We start from the raw sequence: 26940 nt of genomic DNA on the forward strand, positions 1-26940 counted from the left end.
AAAAATGTTAACGAAGCACCTGCAAACGGTCGTTTAAACCAACTTCGCCATCCACCTCGATGGAGCACAAAATCCCGCGCAACCGCAGTTCTGGCGCGCGCCGCACCCAGTCATAGGCATCGCGACCATAGCGCACCTTCCACTTCGCGCAGGAGTCGTTCCAGACATCCGACACCCGCAGCACCGCCGTCCCGGCCTGTATCAGCGTGCCGACCGGAAGATTGGCCACCGACATCTCTAAATCCGCCACAATAGGATCGCCGGGATGCGGCTGGCCGCGATCTTGCCACACCAGATCCAACACCCGGCTTTGCAGAATTGAAACCTGAATCCGCGGATCTGGGCTGCCATCGGGCAATTTCATCCACGGCGTGGTGGTCCAACGCTCGCCCGGAATCCCGCCTGATTTGCTCATGCTGATCCGATCGGGGAAGGCGCGTTGGCCGATGCCGGGCCGCAAACACAGCCCGCGAATCGGTGCATCGGTTTTGGGGGCGGCCAAAATACCCGGCAGCGCCGCATCCAATTCGGCCAAAGTGATCATCGCAAGCCCGCCTTTTTCTAAGTCTGCCCCCAACGATAGACCAGTTTTCGGCATGCTCATCGGTCGTTTGCGACATTTTCGCCACTCCGGCCTGTGCTTTTTCAGTGGCGACCCAAGCCTGTCACAAAATTAAGCAGTTAACAGGCAAACTTGCCGGTGATGGAGGCACAAATGCTTGAATTCTTACCGCAAGATATCCGAGACGGGCTCGACGCCGCGCGCAAGCGTGAAACGACGCGCAAATCGCGGCTGCGGGTGCAGGTGGGCGAAGCGGTCTTTCCGGTGACCCGGTTCTGGAATGGCGGCTTTTCTCTGGACGCGGCGCTGACGCCGCATCTGCGCGGTCTGGTCGATGTTTATGACGGGGCGCGCCATATCTTCCAGTGTCTGATCGTGGCTTCCTCGGTTGAGAACGGCGATTTGGTCTGCGAATTCAAGCGGCTGACGCTGGTATCGGACCGCGCCGCGCTGGATTATGAACGGGACGAAAACGCACCCGTGGCGCTGTTGCCACGGGCTTAGTTACACAAACTTATTGCAGATCGGCAAAAGCCATTTGCAGACGTTTGACGGCCTCGACCACGACGGCGCGGGGCGTTGCAAGGTTAAAGCGCAGATAGGACTCGCCGCCTGCACCAAATGGCGTGCCATAATTTGTGGCGATCCGTGCGCCTTTTTGCACCCGGTCAATGAATTCGGCAGCGGGCATGCCGGTTGCGGCAAAATCTACCCAAGCCAGATAGGTGGCTTCCAGCGGCATGGATTTCAAACCTGGGATCTGCGCGATCCCTTCGTTGAAAATCTGCGCATTGCCTTGCAAATAGCTGCAAAGCTCGTCCACCCAAGCAGCTCCCTCGGGCGAATAGGCCGCAGCCGCCATGAACAATCCGAAAGAGTTCGGCGACACCCCCATTGCATTGATCCGTTGCGCAAATGTCGCGCGCAATTTTGGATCTGCGATGATGACATTGCCAGAATGTGCGCCTGCAATGTTGAATGTCTTGGTAGTGGCCGTCATCATGACCAAACGTTCACTTATATCGGGCAAGGTCGCCATCACGGTATGCTTCTGGCCGGGCATTACCAAATCATGGTGAATTTCATCCGAGACCAACAACAGGTTGTGGCGCTTGCAGAAATCAGCCACGCCCTGCAATTCTTCAACCGACCAAACCCGGCCCCCCGGATTATGCGGCGAGCATAGGATCAGCATGGTCTCATTGCCGGTCATCTGGGCATCCCAAGCGTCGAAATCCATTTCGTAACGCCCGTTCACATTGGCAAGCTTGCACTCCACCACCTGCCGGTCCGCTGCTTTGATCACCCGCGCGAAAGCATGATAAATTGGCGTGAACAGCACAACGCCGTCGCCAGGTTTGGTAAAAGCGTCAATGCACATCGCCGTGCCGTTGACCAAACCATGGGTGGTGAAAATCTGATCACGCTCGACCGTCCAGCCGTGACGTGTCTGCATCCACCAACGGATCGCATCCAGATAGCCAGCATCATCGCCGTAATAGCCATAGACGCCATGCGCCAGCATGCCTTCAAGCGCGCGCTGGACGCAGGCCGGCGGCGCGAAATCCATGTCAGCCACCCACATCGCAATGCCGTCATCCGCCGGCACGCCGTAGATCGCCTCCATCGAATCCCACTTGACGGAATGTGTTCCAAAGCGATTGATCGGCGTGTTGAAGCTCATGATTGTCCTGCTGGCTGTTGGTATTTGGTTCTGATTATATTAAGTAAAACAGAAAATCTTACCTAATATAATAAAAATATCAGCACGTAGTTCCAAAATACCAACGATACTTGGAAATCCGTCCCTGAGGTGGCGTAGCGTCGAGAATTTCACCGAAATCTCAGCTCCCTCTTGCACGATTTGCCCCCACGCCGTAAATCCCAAACATGATCCGCGATATCCTAATCCATCCCGATCCGCGTTTGAAAAAGCCCTGCGAGCCTGTCGCAGAGGTGACGGCTGAGATTTTGACTCTGGCGTCAGACATGCTGGAAACCATGTATGATGCGCCCGGAATTGGTCTGGCTGCGCCGCAGATTGGCGTTATGAAGCGGATCATCGTGATGGATTGTATCAAAGATGGCCCGCCCGAGCCGATGGTTCTGCTAAATCCCAAGGTGCTGTGGTCATCCGAAGATCTTGCGACCTACGAAGAGGGGTGTCTGTCAATTCCCGACCAATATGCCGAGGTAAAGCGGCCAAGTGGCGTGAAAGTTGTTTGGATGGACACCGAAGGTCTCGCGCAGGAACGCATGTTTGAGGGCCTTTGGGCGACCTGTGTGCAGCACGAGATCGACCATCTGGATGGCAAATTGTTCATTGATTATCTTGGGCCGCTGAAGCGGCAGATGATAACCCGCAAGATGGAAAAGCTGAAACGCGAACGGGCACGATCAGGCGCAGATTACTGATGGCGGTTCTGCCGATCCTGCGCTGGCCGGATTCACGGTTAACAACTGTTTGTTCAGAAATCACCGGTGATGCGCGTGCGCTGGCCGCCGATCTGCTGGAAACGATGTATGATGCGCCGGGACGCGGCTTGGCAGCGCCTCAGGTTGGCGTGACGCAGCGGATTTTCGTGATGGATTGCACGTGGAAAGAGGGCATTTATGCGCCGCGCGTGCTGATCAACCCGGAGATCCTTTGGAAGTCGGAAGAGACCGCTGCAGGCCCCGAAGGCTGTCTGTCTTTGCCCGGAATAGTAACCGAAATTACCCGTGCGAAATCGGTGCACATGCGCTGGCTGGATCTGTCCGGGAAGATTTGTGAAGAAATGTTCACTGGCTTTGCTGCGATCTGTGCGCAACACGAATTTGACCACTTGAACGGTGTGCTGACGCTGGATCACCTTGATCCGACCGCCCGCGCGACAGCGGAAAGTGCCCTTGCATGACCATCAGACTTTGCCTGCCCTACCCGCATCCCTGCCTTAGAACGCCAGCGGCTTCGGTGCCCGAAATCACCGATGAAGTACGGGCAATCTGGGCGGATATGGTCGATACGATGGATGCGATGCCGGGCTACGGGCTGGCGGCTGTGCAGATCGGCGTGCCGTTGCGACTGGCTGTTGTCGATTGCTCTGATCAGCGCGGGCAGGCGATTTTGATGGCCAACCCAGAGGTTTTGCATGCCTCGGGACAGTTCCGCGAGCATGAAGAGGCATCGCCAAATCTGCCCGGTGTTTTTGCGGTGATCAGCCGTCCGCGCGCCGTGACCGTGCGGTTTTTGAACGCGCACAACCAAGTCGAGGAACGCGATTTTGTGAACCTTTGGGCAACGTCGGTGCAGCACCAGATCGACCATCTGGCAGGCAAGATGTTCTTCGATCATTTGTCGGCAACCAAGCGCAAAATGCTGATCGCGCGCGCCGAAAAATTGCGGAAACGGCAATGAAAATCATCTTCATGGGCACGCCCGATTTTTCGGTTTCTGTGCTGCGCGCACTGACCCAACATCATGAAATCGTTTCGGTTTACTGCCAACCTCCCCGTCCAGCAGGGCGCGGAAAAGTAGACCGGAAAAGCCCGGTTCAACTTTGCGCCGAAGCGCTTGATCTGCCCGTGCATCACCCGGTATCGCTGCGTTCAACGGACGCACAGCAGGCCTTCGCGGCGCATCGCGCTGATCTCGCCGTGGTCGTGGCTTATGGGCTGATCCTGCCGCAAGCCGTGCTGGATATGCCGCGTCTGGGCTGCCTGAACATCCACGCATCACTGCTGCCGCGGTGGCGCGGGGCGGCGCCAATTCAGCGTGCGATTATGGCGGGCGACGCTGAAACTGGCATCTGTATCATGCAGATGGAGGCCGGGCTTGATACTGGCCCGGTGCTCGCCCGTAGCGCCACCAAGATTGGCGCGGAAGAGACGACGGGCGAGTTGCACGACAGACTTTCCGCTATTGGCAGCGCGCTGATTTGTGAAACGATTGCGAAGCTGCCACTGGCCGCGACCCCGCAAGCAGAGCAGGGCGTCAGCTATGCCGCCAAAATCGACAAGGCCGAGGCACGGGTAGATTGGTCGCAGGCTGCGCATGAGGTGGATCGTAAAATCCGCGGCCTTTCGCCGTTCCCCGGCGCGTGGTGCGAGATCAATGGCGAGCGTATAAAGCTGCTGAAATCGCGCGTGACCACGGCTTCGGGGCTTCCGGGGCAGGTGCTTGGTGGTTTGCATATCGCTTGTGGGCAGGGCGCGGTTGAAATTGTCGCGGCGCAGCGTGAAGGCAAGCGCGCGATGTTGGCATCCGAGGTGCTGAATGGATTGAAACTGCCGGAATTTCTGGTCTGATCCTGCCAAAAACTGCTTAAAGCCGCATGTCTGGCTGAGGGTAACTCGGCTGCCTATGCCCGGTGAACAAAAGGTCTGAGTTGCTTGTGCATCGGCAGACTGCGCTATTCCATTTCGCCAATCCGTGCCCATATGACCTAGCACAAGTCAGGAGGCGCGGATGGGTTTGGTGTTTTTGGTGATTGTGGGCACAGCGGCAGGTTTTCTTGCGACTCGGCTGATGCGAATTGACACCGATGTGCCAACAACGATCGTGATAGGCGTTGCGGGCGCGTTGATCGGCGGCTTCTTACTGCGCGGTCTGGTGTTGATCACCAGCTGGCTGGCCGGATTGGTCGGCGCGATACTTGGCGCTATCGTGCTGATTTGGCTTTACAAAATCTATATCGCGCGATGATCAGCCCAGCCGCTTGATCCCATCGCCCAGCCTGAATCCTTTACCGCCGGCGGCATCCCACATCATCCGGCCCTGCCATGCCGCAAATATCATCGCGGCGGTTTCTTTGGCCTTGGCGCTGACATCCAGCCGTGCGGCGATTGCCTGTTCCACTCCTGCACGCCAGGATTTCGCCCGGGCAACAAGCTCTGTATCGCGCAGGCTAAGCGTCAGCAATGCGCCAGGATCAATTGGCCCAGTCAGCGCTTTCAACAAGCCGGGCACGCCTTTGCTTTGGGTTGTGGCGTCGATTGCGGCGGTTTCTGCCAAGGCATCCAAGCCATCCCAGGCTTGACTGATTGCCGTCAGGATCATGGCGTTGCAGCTGCCATAGCGCTGCACGAGTGTTGGCGCTGCAAGCCCGGTCGCGGCCGAAATCGCTGCGAAAGTCACATATTTTTCGCCCTGTTCCAGCGCTAAAGCCAGAACCATGTCGAAAACGCTTTGATCAGAAATGCGCTTTGTGCGTGCCATGCAGTCAATATGACCAGATGTTCAAGAATTGCAAATCCAATGTGACGAAATATTCACTTTATAGCCAAGCACGGTGCTTATGGCAATTTTACTGGCTTGAATGGTGCCATGCCTGCCCGCGCCAATTCGTCGGCACGCTCATTTTCGGCGTGTCCCGCATGGCCTTTGATCCAGCGCCAGACCACTTTATGCTTGGCCTGCGCTGCATCAAGCCTTTGCCAAAGATCGACATTTTTCACCGGATCTTTGCCTGCGGTTTTCCAACCATTACGCTTCCAGCCGTGAATCCATTCGGTCACGCCATTCTTCACATAGGCGGAATCCGTCACAATCGTCAGCTCTGACACCCGAGTCAGCGCTTCCAGTGCCGAGATCGCCGCCAGCAGTTCCATGCGGTTGTTTGTGGTATGCGCCTCGCCGCCCGACAAGGTCCGCTCTTTCACCACGGCACCGTTTTCGCGTGCCAGCATCAGAACACCCCAGCCGCCGGGGCCGGGATTACCCGAGCACGCGCCATCAGCATAAGCGAACAATTCCGGCATGTTAGACACTTTCCCGCAAGATACGCGGCACTTTGAATTCGATGTTTTCTTGTGCGGTTTCGACCAATTCCACCGTGGTGTCAAACCGCGCACGGAACGCGTCCAGCACTTCGTTTACCAGAATTTCCGGCGCCGAGGCCCCAGCCGTCACCCCAACAGCGCTGATACCTTCCAGCGCGCGCCAGTCGATATCAGTCGCCCGCTGCACCAGTTGCGCATAGGTGCACCCCGCCGAGCGGCCAACCTCGACCAGTCGCCGCGAGTTGGACGAATTCGGTGCGCCAATCACCAAAAGCGCGTCGATTTTCGGCGCAATCGCCTTCACTGCCGCTTGGCGATTGGTGGTGGCATAGCAAATGTCTTCTTTATGCGGGCCGACGATTCCCGGAAACCGCGCCTGTAACGCCGCTACAATCCCTGCCGTGTCATCCACCGAGAGCGTCGTCTGCGTGATGTAGGCCAGCTTGCCCGGATCGCGCACCACCAGCCCGGCCACATCCTCGGCGGTTTCTACCAACAACACCTCGCCCAATGGCAATTGTCCCATGGTGCCAATAGTTTCCGGGTGGCCGTCATGGCCAATCATCACCATTTGCAGGCCGGCAAGGTGATGACGCTCGGCCTCGTTATGCACTTTGGTGACAAGCGGGCAGGTGGCATCAACCGCAATCATCTTTCGGGCCTCGGCGGCGGCGGGCACCGATTTCGGCACGCCGTGGGCCGAGAAAATCACCGGGCGATCGAGCGGACATTCATCCAATTCTTCAACAAACACCGCACCTTGGGCGCGCAGGGCATCGACGACATATTTGTTGTGCACGATTTCATGCCGCACATAGACTGGCGCGCCCCATTTCTGCAACGCCAGTTCGACAATCTTGATCGCGCGGTCAACACCGGCGCAAAATCCGCGCGGGGCGGCGAGGTAGAGGGTTAATGCGGGCTGGGTCATCGGATTTCTCATGTTTCAGCTAGACCTAAGCCCAGAGGTTTGCCGCGTCTAGGGTTCGGCGTCAAAGTAATACGGCCCTGCGGCAAGCGCGCGCAGATGCCGGGCGATCTGGGCAGCTTCTTCACGATCAGCAAAGGCCCGCAGCGGCACCACAATCGCGGTGTCATAGTTCAGCACGAAGATATGGGTTGGGGTTTCCAGCACCTGACCGATCAATTCGGGCGACAGATAGGCGCAGTCATACGTCAGAATATCGGTGCCCGCGACGCAATCCACCCATTCTTCAAATTCGGCATGGATCGGGGCGGGCAGCATGCGTGCGGCGCGAAACCTCTGCCAGATATTGATGCCGAGCAAAACCAAAGCCCATTGCAACGCCATCGCACCCAGAAAAACCGCCCAGGATTGCCAGCCGTCATCTGGCCCCTTGATCCACCCCGGCAGCAAGCCAAAGACGATGTCCCCGGCCATAAACCACGCGCCCAAAGCCCATTTTGCCCGGCCGGACCATTCCCGCTTTAGCTGCAGATAGGCCAATGCGTCGCTGCGATCCAAACGATAGGTCCAGCGTCGCAGCAAGCCGCCATCAAAATCACGGCTGGGTGTAACGGTGAAAGCCGAAGCAGTTTCCCGCCTCGGCTTTTCAAAAACAGTGTCAGAAATCTGGGGAATTTCTGTCACTTAACCTCAACAGCCAGTTCGTTTTGCTCAAGGCGCGGTTCGCGCGGCGGACGGCCGATCACGTCACGCAACTCGTCAAGCTCAATGAAATTGTCGGCCTGACGGCGCAATTCATCAGCGATCATGGGCGGTTGGCTGCGGATGGTCGAGACCACCGAAACCCGGACGCCCTGCCGTTGCAGGCTTTCGACCAGCGGGCGGAAATCGCCGTCCCCCGAGAAGATCACAATATGATCGACCCGCGGAGCCAGTTCCATCGCATCGACCGTCAGCTCGATATCCATATTGCCTTTGACCTTACGGCGGCCTTGGCTGTCGGTGTATTCTTTCGCCGGTTTGGTTACCATGGTGAAGCCATTGTAATTCAGCCAATCCACCAGCGGGCGGATCGGTGAATATTCGTCATTCTCCAGCAGTGCAGTGTAGTAAAAGGCACGCAGCAGCTTGCCACGACGCATGAACTCGGAACGAAGTAACTTGTAGTCGATGTCGAACCCAAGTGCCTTGGCGGCCGCGTAAAGGTTTGATCCATCAATGAACAGCGCAAGCCGTTCGTCCTTGTAAAACATAAGTCTTCCCCTCGAAAAACATATCGCCAAACGCGCTTTCGTGAGTGGTCTACCTAATGTAGATGGTCGGCGGCGAATAAAACGTGAATAGCAGGGTCGTCGCAGGACGGGCAAGCCAATCTGTTGTGAGGATATCAGCAACCATGTTTACAGAAAAGCACGCTCTGATTGCGTTTGGCGCCAACCTGAATTTCGGCGAGATGCCGCCAAAGGCAACAATTCTTGCCGCTATAGCGGAACTTGCGGCGGTTGGGCTGCCGGTCACGCGACTGAGCAACCTGTATCAAACGCCATGTTTTCCGGCGGGGGCAGGGCCCGATTATGTGAATGCGGCAGGCGTGGTGACGTTGCGTCATAGCATGGTTGCAGCTGACATTTTGGCTTGCTTGCATCGTATCGAGGCGCAATTCGGACGCGAACGTGTGCAGCGTTGGGGCATGCGCAGCCTTGATATCGACCTTTTGGCTTTGGGCGAATCGGTGTTGCCTGATCTGCAAACCTATATGCATTGGCAGGGTCTGGCTGCCGAGGATCAGCGCACCATCGCACCTGATCAGTTGATCCTGCCGCATCCACGTCTGGCCGAGCGTGCTTTCGTTCTGGTGCCGCTGCATGATGTGGCCCCAGATTGGCGCCACCCGATCACCGGGCTGAATGTGGCGCAGATGTTGGCCGCCTTGCCGCCAAAAGACCGTGCCGAAGTGGTCCCGCTGCCGTCCGCTTGATTATGTCCTTGTCAAGCAGCAACATCGCGCCTAAATAGGCCGCTTCAAAGCCCCTCCCCTACTGGAGTCTTTCATGGCCCGCGTGACGGTTGAAGATTGCGTCGATAAAGTTCCGAACCGGTTCGAACTTGTCTTGCTTGCGGCCCATCGGGCGCGCGAAATCCAGTCCGGCTCTGCCGCGACGGTGGATCGTGACAACGATAAGAACCCGGTGGTGGCCTTGCGCGAAATCGCCGAGGAAACCCAATTGGCGGACAGCTTGCGCGAACGCATGATCGAAGGTCATCAGACCCAGATCGAAGTGGACGAGCCGGAAGAAGACCAGATGGCTTTGCTGATGTCGGGTGAAGTTGATCGCCCGATGCAGGACGATATGTCGGAAGAAAAGCTGCTGCGCGCGCTGATGGAAGCTCAGGGCGAATTGTAAGTCTGGACGAGCTTTAATTACGGGTTTTCCCGAAATGCGGGGCGGTGATGATCGACGTTGAAGACCTCATCGCCCTTGTCAAAAACTACAATCCGCGTTGCAATTCTGATCTGATCCGCCGTGCCTATGCTTACGGCGCTGCGATGCACGACGGCCAGATGCGCAAATCGGGTGAGCCTTATTTCACCCATCCCGTCGCCGTTGCCGCCATCCTGACCGAACAGCAGCTTGATGATGCAACCATCATCACGGCTTTGTTGCACGACACCATCGAAGACACCAAATCCACCTATGCCGAGGTCGCCAAGCTGTTTGGCGAGGAAGTGGCGGAGCTGGTCGATGGCGTCACCAAGCTGACCAACCTGCAACTGTCCAACACCGAATCGCAGCAGGCCGAGAACTTCCGCAAGCTGTTCATGGCGATGTCGAAAGACCTGCGGGTGATCTTGGTCAAGCTGGCCGACCGTCTGCACAACATGCGCACGATCAAGTCGATGAAGCCGGAAAAGCAGGCGCAGAAGGCCCGCGAAACCATGGAAATCTATGCGCCTTTGGCCGGGCGTATGGGTATGCAGTGGATGCGCGAGGAACTGGAAGACCTGTCGTTCCGCGTGCTGAACCCCGAGGCCCGCAACTCGATCATCCGCCGCTTCCTGACCTTGCAGCGCGAATCCGGCGATGTGGTGCATCAGATCACCGCTGACATTCGCACTGTGCTGGAAAAGGTGCAGATCGACGCCGACGTTTATGGCCGCGCCAAAAAACCCTATTCAATCTGGCGCAAGATGCAGGAAAAGGATCTGGCGTTTTCGCGCCTGTCCGACATCTACGGCTTTCGCGTCATCTGCGCCTCGGTCGCCGATTGCTACCGTATTCTGGGCGTGATCCATCAACGCTGGCGCGCAGTGCCAGGTCGCTTCAAAGATTACCTGTCTCAGCCGAAATCCAACGGTTACCGCTCGATCCACACCACGGTGTCTGGCCGCGACGGCAAGCGGGTTGAGGTGCAAATCCGCACCCGTGAGATGCACGAGGTTGCCGAAGCAGGCGTCGCAGCACATTGGTCCTACCGCGAAGGCGTGCGCGCCAAGAACCCGTTTGCGGTTGATCCCGCCAAATGGATCGCCTCGATGACCGAACGTCTGGACGAGGGGGATCACGACGAATTCCTCGAAAACGTCAAATTGGAAATGTATTCCGATCAGGTGTTCTGCTTCACCCCGAAGGGTGATGTGGTGCAACTGCCGCGTGGTGCCACGCCGCTCGATTACGCCTATTCCATCCACACCCGCATCGGCAATTCCTGCGTTTCGGCCAAGATCGACGGCATCCGCGTGCCGTTGTGGACGCGGCTGAAAAACGGCCAGTCGGTTGAAATCATCACCGCCGAAGGTCAGCGTCCGCAGGCATCCTGGATCGACATTGTCACCACGGGCCGCGCCAAGGCTGCGATTCGCAAATCACTGCGCGAAGAGGATCGCGGCCGCTTTATGCGGCTTGGTCAAGAACTTGCCCGCGCCGCTTTTGAGCATGTCGGCAAAAAGGCCACAGACAAGGCCCTGCGCACCGCCGCCAAAATGCTGGGGATGCCGGATGAAACCGAGCTTCTGGCGGCCCTCGGCTCGGCTGAGTTGACCGCCCGCAAAGTGGTCGAAACCCTTTACCCGGAACTGGTGCAACGCGGCGCGGATGAGGTCGAATCTGCCCGTGCCGTCATCGGTATGCCGGATGATCAGACCTTCCGGCGCGCACCCTGCTGCCAACCGCTTCCGGGCGAACGCATCGTCGGGATCACCTATCGCGGCCAAGGTGTGTTGATCCATGCGATTGATTGCCCGGCCTTGGAAGAGTTTGAAGAACAGCCGAACCGCTGGGTCGATCTGCAATGGCACGCGGGCCGTCACGCAGCCACCAACACGGTTGCGCTGGATGTTGCCATCTCGAATGACCAAGGCGTTTTAGGTCGGATCTGCACCTTGATTGGCGAGCAGAAAGCCAACATATCCGATCTGCGCTTTACCGAACGCAAACCGGATTTTTATAGACTTATCATTGACGTGGACTTGCGCGACGTCGAACACTTGCACATGGTGATGACGGCCCTCGAGGCTGAAACCGATGTCGCACAAGTGTCGCGGCATCGTGATATGACACGCAAGCCTTAACGGAATATCCGCAAGGCTTAGCCCGTTGGGCAGAAAGGAAGCGGGGCCGCTCTATGGTTTTCAAACGTCGGCAACCGCTGGGATGGCTCGCTTGGATGCGCGAGATGGTCTATCCGAAGGGTGGCTTCAAACGTGCAACCCGCTACGTCATCCACCGCATGAGCCGCCTTCCCGATGATCCGCACCGCATCGCCCGCGGCATTTTCGCGGGGTTTCTGGTGGGCTTCCTGCCGCTGCCGGGATTGCAATTCGTGGCGGCTTGGGCGGCAGCGCGTCTGGTGCGCGGCAATTTGCTGGCGGCATTGCTGGGCACGTTCAACACCAATCCCGTCACCACTCCGTTCTTTGCCGTATTTGCGATGTCCTTTGGCCACTGGATCATGGGAGTGCCGGGAAAGCTGAGTTTCGAGGCTATTATTGACGCCTTTGGCGTCGCTGGCGCCGACCTGTGGCGTAATTTCGTGGCGCTGTTCACCCCAGCGCAGATGCATTGGGGCGGTCTGATCCGGTTTTGGCACGAGATTTATGTGCCCTATTTTATCGGTGCATTGCTGCCCGGTCTGGTGATTTCGGCGGTTGCCTATTACCTGACCATCCCCTTGGTGCAAACCTATCAGAAGGCCCGCGCCGCCAAGGCCGATGATCGCCGCGAGCGCAGGCACCGCCTGAAACTCGCGGTCGCAGACGCCAAGAACCGCCTGTTGCACCGCACTGACAAAGATGGCGAAAGCCGCCCCGCTGGCGATGATACAGGCGCTGGCGCGCAGTAAATTCGCCGCTATATTCGGCTGGGACATCACGGGAAAGAACAGCATGGCACATCTGGCGCGGCAACGGCTTGGCATCAACATTGATCACGTCGCCACCGTGCGCAACGCCCGTGGCTCGGTCTGGCCCGATCCCCTGCGTGCTGCGCTTATTGCCGAGGCTGCTGGGGCGGATGGCATCACAGCACATCTGCGCGAAGATCGCCGCCATATCCGCGATGAAGATATGGCAGCGCTTGCCGCAGGCATAGGTATCCCGTTGAACTTTGAATGTGCCGCGACGGATGAGATGGCCGCGATCATTCTGCGCCTGAAGCCGCATGCCGTCTGCCTTGTGCCGGAAAACCGGGCCGAGCGGACCACCGAAGGCGGCCTTGATGTGGCCTCGGACGCCAATCGGCTGACCCATTTCATCACGCCCCTGCGCGAAGCTGGTTGCCGGGTGTCGATGTTCATTGGCCACGCGCCTGCCCAGATTGAGGCTTCTGCCCGCATTGGTGCGGCCGTGGTGGAATTGCACACCGGCCACTACTCTGACCTGCACGCCGAGGGCCGTCTGGCAGAGGCCAAGGCTGAACTGGATGCCCTGCGCAAAGGTGCCGCTTTTGCCCACAGCCTTGGGCTCGAAGTCCACGCCGGTCACGGGCTGACCTACGACAACGTCACCCCCATCGCCGCTATCCCCGAAGTGGCAGAGTTGAACATCGGCCATTTCCTGATTGGTGAGGCGATCTATGTCGGCCTGGAAGCCGCCATTGAGAAAATGCGTGTTCTGATGGATCAGGCCCGCGCTTAGATGATCCTCGGCATCGGTTCTGACCTGTGTAATATCGAGCGGATCGAAGCCACTTTGGCCCGCCACGGCGACCGCTTCAAAACCCGCGTCTTTACCGAACGCGAGCAGAAAAAGGCCGAAAGCCGCCCTCGCGCAATTGCTGCCACCTATGCCAAACGCTGGGCAGCAAAAGAGGCATGCTCCAAAGCCCTCGGCACCGGCCTGCGCATGGGGATTTCGTGGAAAGACATGGCGGTGTCCAACCTGCGCACCGGCCAGCCCGTGATGCACCTGACCGGATGGGCCGCCGAACGCTTGGCCAGCATGACGCCGCCCGATCATCACGCGATCATTCACGTCACTTTGACCGACGACCACCCTTGGGCGCAGGCTTTCGTGGTGATCGAGGCCCGCCCCGGCCCCGCGCCAACTTGACTCCCGCCCCCCCGGCGCGCATGTAGCGGCAAAACTTGAGGATCAGGCATCATGGCGAAAAACGAAGGCGGCATTGTCGAGACGGTGAAAACCGTGGTCTATGCCCTGCTGATCGCGGGCGCGTTCCGCACTCTGTTCTTCCAGCCGTTCTGGATTCCGTCTGAATCGATGAAAGACACCCTGCTGGTCGGCGATTTCGTTTTCGTCAACAAAATGGCCTACGGCTATTCCAAATACTCCTGCCCTTTCGCGCTTTGCCCGATCTCGGGCCGTATCCTTGCCTCTGATCCTGTGCGCGGCGATGTTGTGGTGTTCCGCCATCCGGTGAACGGCTCGGATTTCGTCAAGCGTCTGATCGGCCTGCCGGGTGACAAGATTCAGATGAAAGCGGGCGTGCTGTACATCAACGGCGCCATGGTGCCGCAAGTCGCCGATGGCACCTTCCAAGAAGTGATGGAGCCGCAGGGCCCGATGAAATCCCGCCCGCGTTGCAGCAATGGCGCGGTCGGCGATGGCGCGATCTGCGAGAAAGAGCGCTTCCGCGAAACCCTGCCGAACGGGGTCGTGCATGATGTGATGAACATTGAAGACGACAGTTTTGCTGACAACACCGATGTGTTCACCGTGCCCGAAGGCCAGTATTTCTTCATGGGCGACAACCGCGACAACTCTCAGGACAGCCGCTTTTCGCAGGCCGCTGGTGGCGTCGGCTTTGTGCCCGCCGAATATCTGATCGGCCGCGCCGACCGCATCATCTTCTCGTCTGCTGGCACCTCGATGCTGTATTTCTGGACTTGGCGCGCCGACCGCTTCTTCAAGGCGGTGGAGTGAGGCTCGCGGCGGATCTTAAGGCCTTCGAGGCGCGCATCGGGCATCAATTCAGCCAGCCCGAACTGCTGCTGCGCGCCGTGACCCATGCGTCGATTTCCTCAAGCACCCGGCCCGACAACCAACGCCTTGAATTCCTTGGCGATCGGGTCTTGGGGCTGGTGATGGCCGAAGCCCTTCTAAGCGCAGATACCGCCGCCTCAGAGGGCCAACTTGCCCCACGTTTCAACGCATTGGTGCGCAAAGAGGCCTGCGCCGAAGTCGCGCGCGAGGTGGGTTTGGGCGATGTGCTGAAACTCGGCCGCTCGGAAATGCTGTCAGGTGGGCGCCGCAAAGAGGCCCTGCTGGGTGATGCGATGGAAGCGGTGATTGCCGCCGTTTATCAAGATGGCGGCTTTGATGCCGCCCGCGCGCTGATCCTGCGGCTGTGGGGGCCGCGCATCGGGGCGGTCGAGCAAGACGCCCGCGACCCAAAAACCTCGCTGCAGGAATGGGCTCAGGCCCGCGCCATGCCGCCGCCAGTTTACACCGAACAGGGCCGGACTGGCCCAGACCACCAGCCGATCTTCACCGTTGAAGTAAAGCTGGAAAGCGGCGAGGCTGAAATTGCCCGCGCCGGATCGAAACGTGTGGCCGAACAAGCCGCAGCCCGCGCCCTTTTGGCCCGGATGGAGACTTCTGATGACTGAAGACAGTAAATTGACCGGGCGCATGCCCGACGGCCCCGGCACCCGCGCAGGCTTTGTGGCGCTGATCGGCGAGCCGAATGCTGGTAAATCCACCCTGTTGAACCGGGTGGTGGGAGCCAAGGTTTCCATCGTGACGCATAAAGTGCAAACCACCCGCACCCGTATTCGCGGTGTGGCGATGGAAGGTGTTGCGCAGATCGTGTTCGTCGACACGCCGGGCCTGTTCCGCCCGCGCCGCCGTCTGGACCGCGCCATGGTCAAAGCCGCTTGGGGCGGTGCTGCCGATGCCGATGTCATCGTGCTGCTGATCGAGGCGAACCGTGGCCTGACCGAGGGCGTTGAAACCATCATCGACCGCATGAAAGACCAGATCCCGCAGGGCCAACCAGTGGCTTTGGCGATCAACAAGATCGACAAGGTCAAGGCCGAGGTGCTGTTGGCCTTGGCAGAAAAGATGAATGAAGCGTTTCCGTTTGCGAAAACCTTTATGATCTCGGCGGAAAAAGGCTATGGCGTCAAAGACTTGCGCGAGTGGCTGGGTGCGCAGATCCCCGATGGCCCATGGTTCTACCCCGAAGATCAGATCGCCGATCTGCCGATGCGGATGATCGCTTCAGAAATGACGCGCGAAAAGCTGACGCTGCGGCTGCATGAGGAATTGCCCTATCAATTGACGGTGGAAACCGAGAAATGGGAAGACAAACCCGACGGCTCCACCCGGATTGATCAGATCATCTATGTGTCCCGCGATGGCCATAAGGGCATCGTTTTGGGCAACAAGGGTGAGACGATCAAGTCGATCGGCCAAGCCTCGCGCGCCGATATTTCCGAATTTCTGGGCCGCACTGTGCATCTGTTCTTGCAGGTGAAGGTGCGCGAGAATTGGCAGGATGAGCCCGAGCGCTATTCCGAAATGGGTCTGGATTTCAAAGACGGCGAGGCGTGAGGCAGACGGAATTCGCAGTCGAATTCCGGCACGAAATTTGTGACAAATTTCGGATTCGATATGTCAACGCGCGCGCTTTTGGGGTCTGGTGAAGCCTCCCGGCGGGGAGTATTTGAAAAAGAGCAACGATGGTCGCGCGACTGACATCTGATCTTTGGGTTTCGGCCTATCTCGCCCGGCTGCGGTTGGCGGATATACCAGTCTATGTCACCGCCAAGGGCGATCCCACGGCGGGGGCGGTCCTGGTCAAGGTCGCCAGTTTGGATGGCAAGGCGCGGGCCTATCAACGCTCGTTTGATCTGCAGGCGGATGCGCGAGTTTGGGTGGTGTTGGCTGAGGGGGCCGAGACCGAGGTGGACGCGCTGTTGGCCCGTCAGCGCAGCCGCGACCCTGATCTTTGGGTGATAGAGTTAGAGGATCGACAAGGTCGCAGTCTGTTGGATCAGGCGGGTTTGGCCGATTGAAACCGATTGGCGTGCAGGATGCGCGCGGCGGCTGCGACGGCAAGGCAAAGCAGCGTCAGGGCCAGCACCAAAGCGGCCAGATTGCGCCCGACATGCGCCCAGCCCAAGGCGTCTGCGTTCAGGAATGCATAGGGCCAGAACCCGGTTTGCGCGCCGCGGATCAACGCATAGCCGCCATAAAGCGCGGGCCAGATCAGCCATTGTGGCAGATCGCGCCACTGCACGGCTTTTGGTGCAAACACCAGCCACCAAAGCGCAAAGCCCAAAGGCATCGCCGTATGCAGCCCCAGATCGGCCCACCAGCTCAGGCCTTCCGTCGGAAACTGGCTGGCCAGCAGCGCGTGATAAATGATTCCCACCGCACCGATCGAGACCAGCAGACCTGCTGCCCGCGCAGACGAGATCTGCCAGCCCTTGGTGATCGCCAGCAGGTGCGTCACCAGTAAGGCATTGGTCAAAATGGTGAAATACCCCGCCATCGCCCAGATACGATCTGTTGCCAATGCCACTCCGATCAGCGCGTCAAACTGGGCGCGCAGAGCGGCAAGGCCGATGATGGCAAGGACAAAGGCGAACATACGCGCAAACATGGCAGCAATCTGCGCCAATTTGATCAAATAGCAAGCCTTGCTCTGTCGTGACGCTGCGTCGATACTGCGGTCTATGGAATGGCGCGATCAGGGGGCGGTGATTTCGGTGCGCCCGCAGGGCGAGACATCGGCGATTGTCGAAGTGTTCACGCATGCGCATGGCCTGCACGCCGGGGTGGTGCGCGGCGGTGCCTCGCGCCGGATGGCGGCAGTGTTGCAACCCGGCAGTCAGGTGGATGTGGTCTGGCAGGCGCGGCTGTCAGAGCAGATCGGCAGCTTTAAGGTCGAGCCTTTGCGCAGCCGGGCGGCGCTGTTGTCTGACCGTCTGAACCTTGCCGGACTGAACGCCGTCTGTGCCATGCTGCGCGCGGCCTTGCCTGACCGCGAATCGCATCCCAATCTTTATGCGCGCTCGATTGCCTTGCTGGATGCGCTGGAAACCCCCGGCTGGCCGCCCGATTACCTGCGCTGGGAGCTGGCCTTGCTGGAGGAATTGGGCTTTGCGCTGGATCTGTCCCGCTGCGCCATCACTGGCAGCCGTGAGGATCTGGCCTATGTCAGCCCGAAAACCGGACGGGCCGTCAACCGCGATGCGGCAGGCGATTGGGCCGGGCGGTTGTTGCCGTTGCCAGCGGTTTTGCTGGGGCAGGGGCCTGCAAGCCCGGTCGAAATCGCCCAAGGCTTCGCGCTGACCGGGCATTTCCTGAATCGCGCGTTGGAGCCGACCCTGAACGGCAAGCCCCTGCCCGAAGCGCGTGCCCGCTTATTGGGCATCTTGGCGCGAGATCAATCCGCGCAATAATAGTCGCGGATGGCATAGTCGCCGTCGCGGGCAAGCCAGATATCGGGCCGCAAGCAAAGCCATATACCAGCATGGCCCTGCGGTATCAGTCTTTGGAGTTGAAACACTCCGCCAACCCAAAACTCCAGCATTTCGCTTTGCTTGCGGGGCTAGAGGCGGCGGTGCGCGGCACGTTGATTTCCACGATTCCGATTGCGGTTTATGACGCGTTCGGGTCGGCGCAGAATCTGTCCACCGTCTATCTGACTGCGGGCGTTATCACCCTGTTCTGGGGCCTGATGGTGCCGCGCCTGACGCAGATCTGGCCGCGCCGCTGGGTTTATTCGGCGGGATGCGTGTTCTATCTGATCTCGATGGTGCTGTTTGTGACGGGCACGCAATGGTCGGTGCAACTGGGCATCCTGATCATGTCGATGGCCACAGTGACCTGCTTTGTTTGCTTCAACGCCTATGTGCTGGATTATGTGCCGCGCGCCGATCTGGGCCGCACGCAAAGCTTGCAAATGGTCTATGCCGCAGCCCCTTGGGCAATTGGCCCGATGAGCGGGGTGTATATGCGGGCACTTTGGGCACCATTGCCGTTCATCGTGGCCGCGGTGTTCTCGGTGATCCTGTTTGGGGTGTTCTGGTATCTGCGCCTGGGCTCGGGCAAGCAAATCACCCGCGCCAAGGGCCCAGCGGTCAATCCGCTCGCCTATCTTGGGCGATTCTTCCGGCAACCCCGCCTGATCGCAGGCTGGCTGTTCGCGGTGATCCGGTCCTGCGGCTGGTGGGTCTATGTCGTCTATGTCCCGGTGTTCTGCATCGAGGCCGGATTGGGCGACAAGCTCGGGGGCTTCATGCTGTCGGTGTCCAACGCCACCTTGCTGCTGTCGCCGTTCATGGCATCATGGGTGCGCCGCCGGTCCGTCCGCATCGCGTTGCGCTGGGCGCTGGCCTATTGCGCCATCCTGTTCTGCTTGGCCACCATCGCCGCCCCATTGCCGTGGATCACCATCGCCTGCCTGTTCTTAGGCTCGTTCGGCCTTGTGATGCTGGATGTCTCTGGTGGTTTGCCGTTCATGATGTCTGTCAAACCGTCCGAGCGGGCCGAGATGGCCGCCGTCTATTCCAGCTTCCGCGATGTGTCGGGTATTGCGACGCCCGGCATGGCGTGGCTTGTGTTATGGGTGGCCCCGCTGAACTTCATCTTTGCCGCCTCGGGCCTTGCCTTCGCCGCCGCCTATTTCATTGCGGGTGGCCTGCATCCGCGCTTGGGCTCCTTGCGGCCCTCGCGTGGAAACCCCTAATCCAACAGCCTGCGCGCGATCACCTGGGCCTGAATTTCCGCAGCCCCTTCAAAGATATTCAGAATCCGCGCGTCACACAGGATCCGGCTGATCTGATACTCCAGCGCAAAGCCGTTGCCGCCATGGATCTGCAACGCATTATCCGCCGCAGCCCAAGCCACCCGCGCGCCCAGCAGTTTGGCCATCCCCGCCTCCAGATCGCAGCGCTTGCCGTGATCCTTCTGCCAAGCGCTGAAATAGGTCAGCTGCCGTGCGATCATCACCTCGACCGCCATCATCGCAAGCTTCCCCGCCACTCGAGGGAACGCGATCAAGGCTTTGCCAAACTGTCGCCGGTCCGTGGCATATTGCATCCCGACTTCCAAAGCATTCTGCGCCACCCCAATCGCCCGCGCTGCCGTCTGTATCCGGGCGCTCTCAAACGTCTGCATCAACTGCTTGAAACCTTGCCCCGGCACCCCGCCCAAAAGGTTCTCGCCTTTCACCTTAAAGCCGTCAAACGCCAGCTCGTATTCCTTCATGCCGCGATAGCCCAAAACCTCAATCTCGCCCCCGGTCATCCCTGGCGTCGGAAAGGGTTCGGCATCGGTCCCCGGCAGCTTTTCTGCCAGAAACATCGACAAACCTTTGTAGTCGGTGCTGTCAGGATCGGTCCGCGCCAGCAGGGTCATCACATGGGTGCGCGCCGCATGGGTGATCCACGTTTTGTTCCCCGTGATCTCCCAAGCCCCGTTCCCCTCAACCGCCCGCGTGCGCAAAGACCCCAGATCGCTGCCGGTGTTCGGTTCGGTAAACACCGCCGTTGGCAGAATTTTCCCGCTCGCCAGCTTTGGCAACCACTGCGCTTTTTGCGCATCCGTCCCGCCGCACAAGATCAATTCGGCAGCAATCTCGGACCGGGTGCCCAGCGACCCCACTCCAATATATCCGCGCGACAACTCTTCGGAAACCACCACCATCGAGGCTTTCGACAAGCCATAGCCGCCGAATTCCTCGGGAATCGTCAGGCCAAACACCCCCATCTCGGCCAAAGCTTCGACAATCTCCATCGGGATCAGTTCATCGCGCAGATGCCAGCCATGCGCATGGGGCGCGACCTTTTCATCGGCAAAGCGGCGAAACTGGTCGCGGATCATCTCCAATTCATCATCCAGACCACTGGCGCCAAACGTCGCCCGCCCCTGATTGTCCTGCATCAAAGCCACCAGTCGCATCCGCGCCGCAGGGCTGTTGCCCTCGGCCATCAACACCGCCGCAGCAAGCCCAGGAGCCGCCGAAATCCCCAAATCGCCCAGCCGCGCCATCTCGCCCTGCGACATCGGAATCCCGCCATAGATCTGGGCAAGATACTCGCCAAAGCCGATCTGCAGGATCAGCGCCTCCATCTCGCCAAACGTGCCATCGGCGTCCAGCCGCCCCGCCCAAGCCCGCAACTGCCGCAAAGCCTCGGTATAGGTCGCCAGCCACGACAGGCTATGCGCGGCAAACTGATGGTCTTCCATCGCGGCAGAGGCGACTTTTCCGCCCACCGAAACCCGCCCACGCAAAGCCTCGCGCCCGCGCCCAAACAGCGCCTCAACCTCGGGCAAGGCTTCGGCGGTCAGCCGCAAAAGATCGGTCATAACGCCAGAGTTCTGATCCAAAGCCATTGCGTCCTCACCCTATGCTGCATCTGCAAATGCCTAATCCCTTCGCATCCGCAGCGCAACAATAATTCACTTAGATGCAGCGATAAGACCGAAAATGTCGCACTGGATTTTCAGGATGCGCAGCACGACACCTCGCTTTAGACATGCGGCGCAAGGGAGAGTAGACATGGAATATCTTATGGCAGGCATGACGCCGCAAGCCTTCGTGGCAGCGCTCGCCATCACTTGCTTTGCAGGCTTCGTCAAAGGTGCCGTCGGTTTTGCCATGCCGATGATCATGATCTCCGCCTTCTCCAGCTTTTTGCCGCCCGAAACCGCGCTTGCAGGCCTGATCCTGCCGACATTGATCTCAAACCTCAGCCAAGCCTTCCGCCAAGGCGTAGCCCCGGCATGGCAAACCGCCGTCACCTACCGCCGCATGCTGATCGCCACTGTGATTTTTATCGTGATCTCGGCGCAATTCGTCCGCATCATCCCGCAAGACCTGTTCCTGCTGCTGCTGGGCCTGCCGATCACCGCTTTCGCCGCCTTGCAACTGGCAGGCGTCGGCCTCGCCCTGCGGCTGGAGCATCGCAGCCGCGCGGAGTGGATTCTGGGCGCAGTCGGCGGGCTTTATGGTGGCTTGTCCGGCGTCTGGGGCCCACCGCTGCTGGTCTACTTGCTGTCGATCAAAGCCGACAAGTTGGAAACCGTCCGGGTGCAAGGCGTGGTGTTCCTGATCGGTGCCGCCGTGCTGCTGGCGGCGCATTTGCAGTCTGGCGTGATGACCCCCAGCACCACTGCCTTCTCCGCCGCCCTCGTGCTGCCCGCCATGATCGGCCAATCGCTCGGCGTCGCGATTCAAGACCGACTCGATCAATCAAAATTCCGCCGCTGGACACAAATCCTGCTGGTGCTGACAGGCCTTAACCTGATGCGCCGGGCCCTCGGCCTCTAATCGCTAAAACTTGCTTAAAAGTTTCATCCTCTCTGCTCAAATATCCCACGGGGGTCTGGGGGTGTGAAGCCCCCAGCCTTACTGCCGCAAGCCAAAGATTAAGATTTCCTAAAGGCGCGGCCGTAAGCCCTTGAAATCAAAAGGCGCAAAACGGTCCCGAGTTGGGACCGCTCCTTTTCAGCCAATCGCCGCAGCCTTCACATCGGCATCAATGAACGGCACATATTGCGCGAAATTATCGGCAAACATCCCCACCAGTTTCGCAGCCTGCGCATCATAAGCCGCCGCATCACCCCAGGTCGCGCGCGGGTCCAGCAGCGCCGCATCGACCCCCGGAACCGAGACCGGAACCTCAAAGCCAAAGTTCGGATCGCGCCGGAACGCCCCCGCGCCCAATGACCCATCCAAAGCCGCCGTCAGCAGTGCCCGCGTCGCCTTGATCGGCATCCGTTTTCCCGTGCCATATTTGCCGCCCGTCCAGCCCGTATTCACCAGCCAGCACGACGCACCAAACTGCGCAATCTTGGCCTGCAACAGCTTGCCGTAAATCTCCGGTCGCCGCGGCATGAAGGGCGCGCCGAAACAGGTCGAGAACGTCGGCGTCGGCTCCACAATCCCGCGCTCGGTCCCCGGCGTTTTCGAGGTGAAGCCCGAGAGGAAATGATACATCGCCTGCGCCGGCGTCAGCCGCGCAATCGGCGGCAGCACGCCATAGGCATCGCAGGTCAGCATGATCACATGCTTGGGATGCCCGCCCATGCCCGTATCCGACGCGTTCGAGATATAGTCCAGCGGATAGGCGCAGCGCATATTTTCGGTCAGGCTGGTGTCGCTGAAATCCAGATCCAGCGTTTCGGGATCGAACACCATATTCTCAACCACCGTGCCAAAGCGCGAGGTGGTGGCATAGATCTCGGGTTCCGCCTCGGCCGACAGATGGATCGTCTTGGCATAGCAGCCGCCCTCAAAGTTGAAGGTGCCGCGATCCGACCAGCCATGTTCATCATCGCCAATCAGGATCCGCGACGGATCCGCCGACAAGGTGGTTTTCCCCGTGCCCGACAGCCCGAAGAACACCGCCGAATCCACCGGGTTGCCGATCGCATGGTTGGCCGAGCAATGCATCGGCATCACGCCCTTTTCCGGCAAAAGGTAGTTCAGCAGCGTGAACACGGCTTTCTTGTTCTCGCCGGCATAAGCGGTGCCACCAATCAGGATCATCTTGCGCTCAAAGTTCAGCGCGATCACGGTTGTGGTGCGGCAGCCATGCTTGGCGGGATCGGCTTCGAACGACGGGCAGTTGATCACCGTCCACTCCGGCACAAAGCTGTCCAATTCAGCCCGCGCGGGACGCCGCAGCATGTGGCGGATGAACAGGCCATGCCATGCCAGTTCCGTCACCATCCGCACGTCCAGACGGTGCACCGGGTCGGCGCCCCCGAACAGATCCTGCACGAAATAGTCGCGGCCCTGCATATGCGCCAGCATATCGGCATACAGCCGCTCGAACGCATCGGGGGCCATCGGCGCGTTGTTGTCCCACCAGATCGTCTCCTCGACGCCAGCGGTGCGCACCACAAATTTATCCTTGGGCGAGCGGCCGGTAAATTGCCCGGTCGAGCATAAAAACGCACCACCTTTGCCCAGTTGGCCTTCGCCCCGCGACACTGCGGCTTCGACCAAAGCAGGCTCGATATAGTTGTAATAGACGTGACCCAGACCGCTGATGCCCTGATCTTCCAACCGTTGCGATGGGTTCACACGTCCATTCATCATAGTAAGCTCCCGTTCCCGCCAATATGGGGGATAAAGTTTCCATCCCTGAAACGCCCTGCGAAGCACGCGTTTTCGCGCGGAACCAAGTTTTTGGCCCGACATTCGCGCTATAACATACGGATTTTTCACGGAATAGGACGCCAACCGACAGTTAGCGCAACCATTTTCGGGTTAGCGCAACCAAAATGGAGTCGATAGGAAAACTGCGTCATATTAGTCATTCATTTGGAAATTTAGCGCCTGATGGACTCTCAGGTCAGGGGTGATTCGCAGTTAGCAGTTGCTAACTTGGCCGGGAAAACGGAATATATGTCAAAAATCAGGCAAGCCGAGCAGAATAGGGAAGCCCAAACATGGCAAGGATCGCCCTTGTAGACGACGACAGGAATATCCTGACGTCTGTATCAATGACTCTTGAGGCTGAAGGTTTCGAAGTTGAAACTTTTAACGACGGGCAATCCGCTTTGGATGCCTTCAACCGTCGCATGCCGGATATGGCCGTGCTCGACATCAAGATGCCCCGGATGGATGGCATGGATTTGTTGCAGCGTCTGCGCCAGAAATCCACCATGCCGGTGATCTTTCTGACCTCGAAAGATGATGAAATTGACGAAGTTCTCGGCCTGCGGATGGGGGCTGATGATTACGTCAAAAAGCCGTTCAGCCAGCGGCTTTTGGTCGAACGCATCCGCGCGCTGTTGCGCCGCAATGATGCGATTGTGACGGGTGAAGTCGCCGTCACCGAGGAAACCAAGATTATGGAGCGTGGGCATCTGCGCATGGACCCGTTGCGCCATTCGGTGGCTTGGAAAGGCCGCGATGTCTCGCTGACCGTGACCGAGTTCATGTTGCTGCAAGCCTTGGCACAGCGCCCCGGCTTTGTGAAAAGCCGCGATCAGTTGATGGATGTCGCCTACGATGATCAGGTCTATGTCGATGACCGCACAATCGACAGCCATATCAAGCGGTTGCGCAAGAAAATGCGCTCGGTTGATGATGATTTTGCAGCGATTGAGACGCTGTATGGCATTGGTTATCGCTACAACGAAGAGTGACCGCATCCGATGACAGCGGCGCAAAACATATCCATGAAAGACGCAACCCCGGCGAAAAAACCGGGAGAGCTGCTTTTGGGCGAAGATTGGGTCTCGCCCGAAGTGGTGGCCGATAGCGCCTTGTCCGAGGGGCGGGGGCGGCGGGGACTTGTCTCGTTGAACCGCTCGCCGCTGGCGCGCAAGATCATCGTGTTCAACCTGATGGCGCTGGTTATTCTGGTCGCCGGTGTTTTGTTCATGAACCCGTTCCGCGACAGTCTGGTGTTGCAACGCGAAAAGGCCTTGGTGACCGAGGCGCAACTGACCTCCAATGTGGTGGAAAGCTTTGCTGCCAATGCGAATGGCGTGCTGCCCACGAGTCTGAACACCGTAGCCATCGGCCCCGGAGTTGAGGTTTTTGTATTTGATACCAAGGGCTTGTTGGTGTCGCGCAGCATCGGTCAGGCCCGTGCGACAGATACGGTGCGCGATGACCGCAAGACCGTGATCACCCATTTTCTGGATGCGATTTGGCAGGGCGTTTCGGGTCTGCTTGGCGCGGGCACATCTGCGCCCACTGCCCCGAATGGCGAGGCTTTGGCCCGCAACCTTTACTCAAAGGCGCTGGGCGGTGACGTGGCTGCGAACACCGGGCGCGGTGTCGATGGCGGCGCGCAATTCTCGGTGGCAAGCCCGGTGAAACAGAACGGCGCTGTCATCGGCGCGGTCGTTCTGATCTCGGCGGAGGGCGAAATTGACCGTCTGGTGCGCTATGAGCGCGAGCAGATCTTGCAGATGTTCGTGATCGCGTTGCTGGTGTCGATTGGCCTGTCGCTGGTTCTGGCCTCGACAATCGCCAATCCGTTGTCTGATTTGGCCGCCGCGGCAGAGCTTGGCCGTGACCGCGATGCCCGCAAAATGTCGCCCGGCCGGGTGCGAATCCCGGATCTGGCTGCGCGGCCCGACGAAATTGGCCGTCTGTCTGTTGCCATGCGCGGCATGGTCGCGGCGCTTTACGACCGCATCGACGCGAATGAACAATTCGCCGCCGATGTGGCGCATGAAATCAAGAACCCACTGGCGTCGCTGCGGTCTGCCGTGGGGTCGATGCGGATGGTCAAAAAGGAAGAGCACCGCGAAAAGCTGCTCAACGTGATCGAACATGATGTGCGGCGGCTGGATCGCCTCGTTTCCGATATCTCGAACGCGTCGCGGTTGGACTCTGAGCTGGTCAAGGAAGAGGAAGAAGAGTTCAACCTGCTGAAAACCCTTACCAACCTGACCGAATATCTCGGCGATCAGGCGCGTGAGAAGCAAGTTGAATTTATCACCGATTTCCCAACCGAAGCCATCAAGATCCACGGGCTAGAGGGGCGCTTGGCGCAGGTGTTCGTCAATCTGATCACCAATGCCGTGTCGTTCTGCGATGATGGCGATGCGGTGCGGGTTTGGGCGCGCAGGCGGGAAAACCGCGTGCTGATCGTGGTCGAAGACACCGGGCCGGGCATCCCGGAACAGGCGCTGACCAAGGTGTTCAAGCGGTTTTACTCTGACCGTCCCGCGACGCATTTCGGCAATAACTCGGGCCTTGGGCTGTCGATCTCCAAGCAGATTGTCGAGGCGCATGGCGGCGTGATCTGGGCAGAAAACATCCGCCCAACCAACGCCGACCCCACCTCGGAACCGCTGGGTGCGCGGTTTGTGGTCGGTCTGCCGGTGTGACAAAGGCGCTTTTGCACGCCGCTTGCGTTGCGGTGAACGGGCGCGGCGTGTTGATCCTCGGGGCGTCGGGTGCGGGGAAGTCGGCGCTGGCCTTACAATTGATCGCCTTAGGCGCCGCACTGGTCGCGGATGATCAAACCGAAATCACAGCGCAAAACCAAGAGCTTATCGCCACATGCCCCGCCTCGATCAGCGGTAAGATAGAGGCGCGCGGTGTCGGCATCCTGCACAGCCCCGCCTGTGGCCCCACCCCGATCAGCCTTGTGATTGACCTCGACCAGCCCGAAACCGATCGCCTGCCGCCACACCGCAGGATATCTTTGCTGGACGTCACACTGCCCCTTGTCCTTGGCAGCCAAAGCAACCATTTTCCAGCCTCAGTTCTGTGTTATCTCAAAGGGACACGACTGGCATGAG

At 59.1% G+C, this 26940-nt stretch carries 32 protein-coding genes; 22 read left to right on the forward strand and 10 right to left on the reverse strand.

Going from position 1 to position 26940, the window contains the following annotated elements:
* Nucleotides 1–7 precede the first annotated feature (7 nt).
* Nucleotides 8–544: a hypothetical protein gene (locus QQJ98_RS01565; protein WP_284323558.1), complete on the reverse strand. Its 537-nt coding sequence runs from the start codon at nt 542–544 to the stop codon at nt 8–10.
* 171 nt (nt 545–715) lie between these two features.
* Here QQJ98_RS01565 and QQJ98_RS01570 point away from each other — a divergent pair, with 171 nt between their 5' ends.
* Nucleotides 716–1066, forward strand: coding sequence for a hypothetical protein (locus QQJ98_RS01570; protein WP_284323559.1), 351 nt, complete (start codon nt 716–718; stop codon nt 1064–1066).
* Between the two features lie 10 nt (nt 1067–1076).
* On the opposite strand, the gene QQJ98_RS01575 is transcribed toward QQJ98_RS01570, so the two are convergent.
* The gene (locus QQJ98_RS01575; protein WP_284323560.1) at nt 1077–2246 is read right to left on the reverse strand and encodes a MalY/PatB family protein; all 1170 of its coding nucleotides are present in this window, start codon (nt 2244–2246) and stop codon (nt 1077–1079) included.
* A gap of 206 nt (nt 2247–2452) precedes the next feature.
* Here QQJ98_RS01575 and def (QQJ98_RS01580) point away from each other — a divergent pair, with 206 nt between their 5' ends.
* From def (QQJ98_RS01580) to QQJ98_RS01600, 5 genes are all read left to right on the forward strand, one after another.
* Complete coding sequence (gene def, locus QQJ98_RS01580) at nt 2453–2977, forward strand: peptide deformylase (protein WP_284323561.1); 525 nt, start codon at nt 2453–2455, stop codon at nt 2975–2977.
* Nucleotides 2977–3459: a peptide deformylase gene (gene def / locus QQJ98_RS01585; protein WP_284323562.1), complete on the forward strand. Its 483-nt coding sequence runs from the start codon at nt 2977–2979 to the stop codon at nt 3457–3459. Before def (QQJ98_RS01580) ends, def (QQJ98_RS01585) begins: the two co-directional genes overlap by 1 nt.
* The gene (def, locus tag QQJ98_RS01590; RefSeq protein WP_284323563.1) at nt 3456–3959 is read left to right on the forward strand and encodes a peptide deformylase; all 504 of its coding nucleotides are present in this window, start codon (nt 3456–3458) and stop codon (nt 3957–3959) included. Before def (QQJ98_RS01585) ends, def (QQJ98_RS01590) begins: the two co-directional genes overlap by 4 nt.
* Nucleotides 3956–4849: a methionyl-tRNA formyltransferase gene (gene fmt / locus QQJ98_RS01595; RefSeq protein WP_284323564.1), complete on the forward strand. Its 894-nt coding sequence runs from the start codon at nt 3956–3958 to the stop codon at nt 4847–4849. Before def (QQJ98_RS01590) ends, fmt begins: the two co-directional genes overlap by 4 nt.
* 160 nt (nt 4850–5009) lie before the next feature.
* Nucleotides 5010–5246 (forward strand): GlsB/YeaQ/YmgE family stress response membrane protein, encoded by a 237-nt coding sequence (locus QQJ98_RS01600; protein ID WP_284323565.1) that lies wholly within the window; start codon nt 5010–5012, stop codon nt 5244–5246.
* On the opposite strand, the gene QQJ98_RS01605 is transcribed toward QQJ98_RS01600, so the two are convergent.
* The 5 genes from QQJ98_RS01605 to QQJ98_RS01625 form a co-directional block, all read right to left on the reverse strand.
* Nucleotides 5247–5717 carry a transcriptional regulator gene (locus QQJ98_RS01605; protein WP_284323566.1) on the reverse strand — a complete coding sequence of 157 codons (471 nt, stop codon included), beginning with the start codon at nt 5715–5717 and terminating at the stop codon, nt 5247–5249.
* Nucleotides 5718–5836: 119 nt separating this feature from the next.
* Nucleotides 5837–6301: a ribonuclease HI gene (gene rnhA / locus QQJ98_RS01610; protein WP_284323567.1), complete on the reverse strand. Its 465-nt coding sequence runs from the start codon at nt 6299–6301 to the stop codon at nt 5837–5839.
* Between the two features lies 1 nt (nt 6302).
* A complete protein-coding gene (gene ispH / locus QQJ98_RS01615) occupies nt 6303–7253 on the reverse strand; it encodes a 4-hydroxy-3-methylbut-2-enyl diphosphate reductase (protein ID WP_284323568.1) in 951 nt (316 codons plus the stop codon).
* Between the two features lie 48 nt (nt 7254–7301).
* The gene (locus QQJ98_RS01620) at nt 7302–7934 is read right to left on the reverse strand and encodes a hypothetical protein (protein ID WP_284323569.1); all 633 of its coding nucleotides are present in this window, start codon (nt 7932–7934) and stop codon (nt 7302–7304) included.
* On the reverse strand, nt 7931–8503 hold the full coding sequence (locus QQJ98_RS01625) for a LabA-like NYN domain-containing protein (protein WP_284323570.1): 573 nt from the start codon (nt 8501–8503) through the stop codon (nt 7931–7933). The genes QQJ98_RS01620 and QQJ98_RS01625 overlap by 4 nt, the downstream gene beginning before the upstream one ends.
* Nucleotides 8504–8646: 143 nt before the next feature.
* On the opposite strand from QQJ98_RS01625, the gene folK reads away from it, so the two are divergent.
* From folK to QQJ98_RS01675, 10 genes are all read left to right on the forward strand, one after another.
* Entirely contained in the window at nt 8647–9228 is a 582-nt protein-coding gene (gene folK, locus QQJ98_RS01630; RefSeq protein ID WP_284323571.1) for a 2-amino-4-hydroxy-6-hydroxymethyldihydropteridine diphosphokinase, read from the forward strand.
* Between the two features lie 73 nt (nt 9229–9301).
* The gene (gene rpoZ / locus QQJ98_RS01635) at nt 9302–9655 is read left to right on the forward strand and encodes a DNA-directed RNA polymerase subunit omega (RefSeq protein ID WP_284323572.1); all 354 of its coding nucleotides are present in this window, start codon (nt 9302–9304) and stop codon (nt 9653–9655) included.
* Nucleotides 9656–9702: 47 nt separating this feature from the next.
* Nucleotides 9703–11820, forward strand: coding sequence for a RelA/SpoT family protein (locus tag QQJ98_RS01640; protein WP_284323573.1), 2118 nt, complete (start codon nt 9703–9705; stop codon nt 11818–11820).
* A gap of 53 nt (nt 11821–11873) precedes the next feature.
* On the forward strand, nt 11874–12590 hold the full coding sequence (locus tag QQJ98_RS01645; RefSeq protein ID WP_284323574.1) for a DUF2062 domain-containing protein: 717 nt from the start codon (nt 11874–11876) through the stop codon (nt 12588–12590).
* 43 nt (nt 12591–12633) lie between these two features.
* Entirely contained in the window at nt 12634–13383 is a 750-nt protein-coding gene (locus tag QQJ98_RS01650; RefSeq protein ID WP_284323789.1) for a pyridoxine 5'-phosphate synthase, read from the forward strand.
* Nucleotides 13384–13797, forward strand: a complete 414-nt coding sequence (gene acpS, locus QQJ98_RS01655) for a holo-ACP synthase (RefSeq protein WP_284323575.1) — start codon at nt 13384–13386, stop codon at nt 13795–13797. It abuts the gene before it with no gap.
* 51 nt (nt 13798–13848) lie between these two features.
* Nucleotides 13849–14628 (forward strand): signal peptidase I, encoded by a 780-nt coding sequence (gene lepB / locus QQJ98_RS01660; protein WP_284323576.1) that lies wholly within the window; start codon nt 13849–13851, stop codon nt 14626–14628.
* Nucleotides 14625–15314 (forward strand): ribonuclease III, encoded by a 690-nt coding sequence (rnc, locus tag QQJ98_RS01665; RefSeq protein ID WP_284323577.1) that lies wholly within the window; start codon nt 14625–14627, stop codon nt 15312–15314. Before lepB ends, rnc begins: the two co-directional genes overlap by 4 nt.
* Before the next feature lie 22 nt (nt 15315–15336).
* The gene (era, locus tag QQJ98_RS01670; RefSeq protein WP_284323790.1) at nt 15337–16260 is read left to right on the forward strand and encodes a GTPase Era; all 924 of its coding nucleotides are present in this window, start codon (nt 15337–15339) and stop codon (nt 16258–16260) included.
* 128 nt (nt 16261–16388) lie between these two features.
* Nucleotides 16389–16724, forward strand: a complete 336-nt coding sequence (locus tag QQJ98_RS01675) for a DUF1491 family protein (RefSeq protein ID WP_284323578.1) — start codon at nt 16389–16391, stop codon at nt 16722–16724.
* Here QQJ98_RS01675 and QQJ98_RS01680 read toward each other — a convergent pair.
* The gene (locus QQJ98_RS01680) at nt 16703–17314 is read right to left on the reverse strand and encodes a Pr6Pr family membrane protein (RefSeq protein WP_284323579.1); all 612 of its coding nucleotides are present in this window, start codon (nt 17312–17314) and stop codon (nt 16703–16705) included. The genes QQJ98_RS01675 and QQJ98_RS01680 overlap by 22 nt on opposite strands.
* A 73-nt stretch (nt 17315–17387) precedes the next feature.
* On the opposite strand from QQJ98_RS01680, the gene recO reads away from it, so the two are divergent.
* Both recO and QQJ98_RS01690 read left to right on the forward strand, forming a co-directional pair.
* On the forward strand, nt 17388–18116 hold the full coding sequence (gene recO, locus QQJ98_RS01685) for a DNA repair protein RecO (RefSeq protein WP_284323580.1): 729 nt from the start codon (nt 17388–17390) through the stop codon (nt 18114–18116).
* Nucleotides 18117–18187: 71 nt separating this feature from the next.
* Nucleotides 18188–19405, forward strand: coding sequence for an MFS transporter (locus QQJ98_RS01690; protein WP_284323581.1), 1218 nt, complete (start codon nt 18188–18190; stop codon nt 19403–19405).
* Here the strand turns inward: QQJ98_RS01690 and QQJ98_RS01695 are convergent.
* The gene (locus tag QQJ98_RS01695) at nt 19402–21054 is read right to left on the reverse strand and encodes an acyl-CoA dehydrogenase family protein (protein WP_284323582.1); all 1653 of its coding nucleotides are present in this window, start codon (nt 21052–21054) and stop codon (nt 19402–19404) included. The genes QQJ98_RS01690 and QQJ98_RS01695 overlap by 4 nt on opposite strands.
* A 166-nt stretch (nt 21055–21220) precedes the next feature.
* Between QQJ98_RS01695 and QQJ98_RS01700 the strand changes: the two genes are divergently transcribed.
* On the forward strand, nt 21221–21991 hold the full coding sequence (locus QQJ98_RS01700; protein ID WP_284323583.1) for a sulfite exporter TauE/SafE family protein: 771 nt from the start codon (nt 21221–21223) through the stop codon (nt 21989–21991).
* Nucleotides 21992–22168: 177 nt separating this feature from the next.
* On the opposite strand, the gene QQJ98_RS01705 is transcribed toward QQJ98_RS01700, so the two are convergent.
* The gene (locus QQJ98_RS01705; RefSeq protein WP_284323584.1) at nt 22169–23767 is read right to left on the reverse strand and encodes a phosphoenolpyruvate carboxykinase; all 1599 of its coding nucleotides are present in this window, start codon (nt 23765–23767) and stop codon (nt 22169–22171) included.
* 353 nt (nt 23768–24120) lie between these two features.
* On the opposite strand from QQJ98_RS01705, the gene QQJ98_RS01710 reads away from it, so the two are divergent.
* The 3 genes from QQJ98_RS01710 to QQJ98_RS01720 are packed head-to-tail and all read left to right on the forward strand — an operon-like array spanning nt 24121 to nt 26939.
* Complete coding sequence (locus QQJ98_RS01710; RefSeq protein WP_284323585.1) at nt 24121–24822, forward strand: response regulator transcription factor; 702 nt, start codon at nt 24121–24123, stop codon at nt 24820–24822.
* Between the two features lie 9 nt (nt 24823–24831).
* On the forward strand, nt 24832–26523 hold the full coding sequence (locus tag QQJ98_RS01715) for a sensor histidine kinase (RefSeq protein ID WP_431307773.1): 1692 nt from the start codon (nt 24832–24834) through the stop codon (nt 26521–26523).
* On the forward strand, nt 26520–26939 hold the full coding sequence (locus QQJ98_RS01720; protein WP_284323587.1) for an HPr kinase/phosphorylase: 420 nt from the start codon (nt 26520–26522) through the stop codon (nt 26937–26939). The genes QQJ98_RS01715 and QQJ98_RS01720 overlap by 4 nt, the downstream gene beginning before the upstream one ends.
* The last annotated feature ends 1 nt before the right edge of the window (nt 26940 follow it).

Origin of the sequence: Cypionkella aquatica (genome assembly GCF_030161095.1) — a bacterium.
Lineage (GTDB): Bacteria > Pseudomonadota > Alphaproteobacteria > Rhodobacterales > Rhodobacteraceae > Cypionkella > Cypionkella aquatica.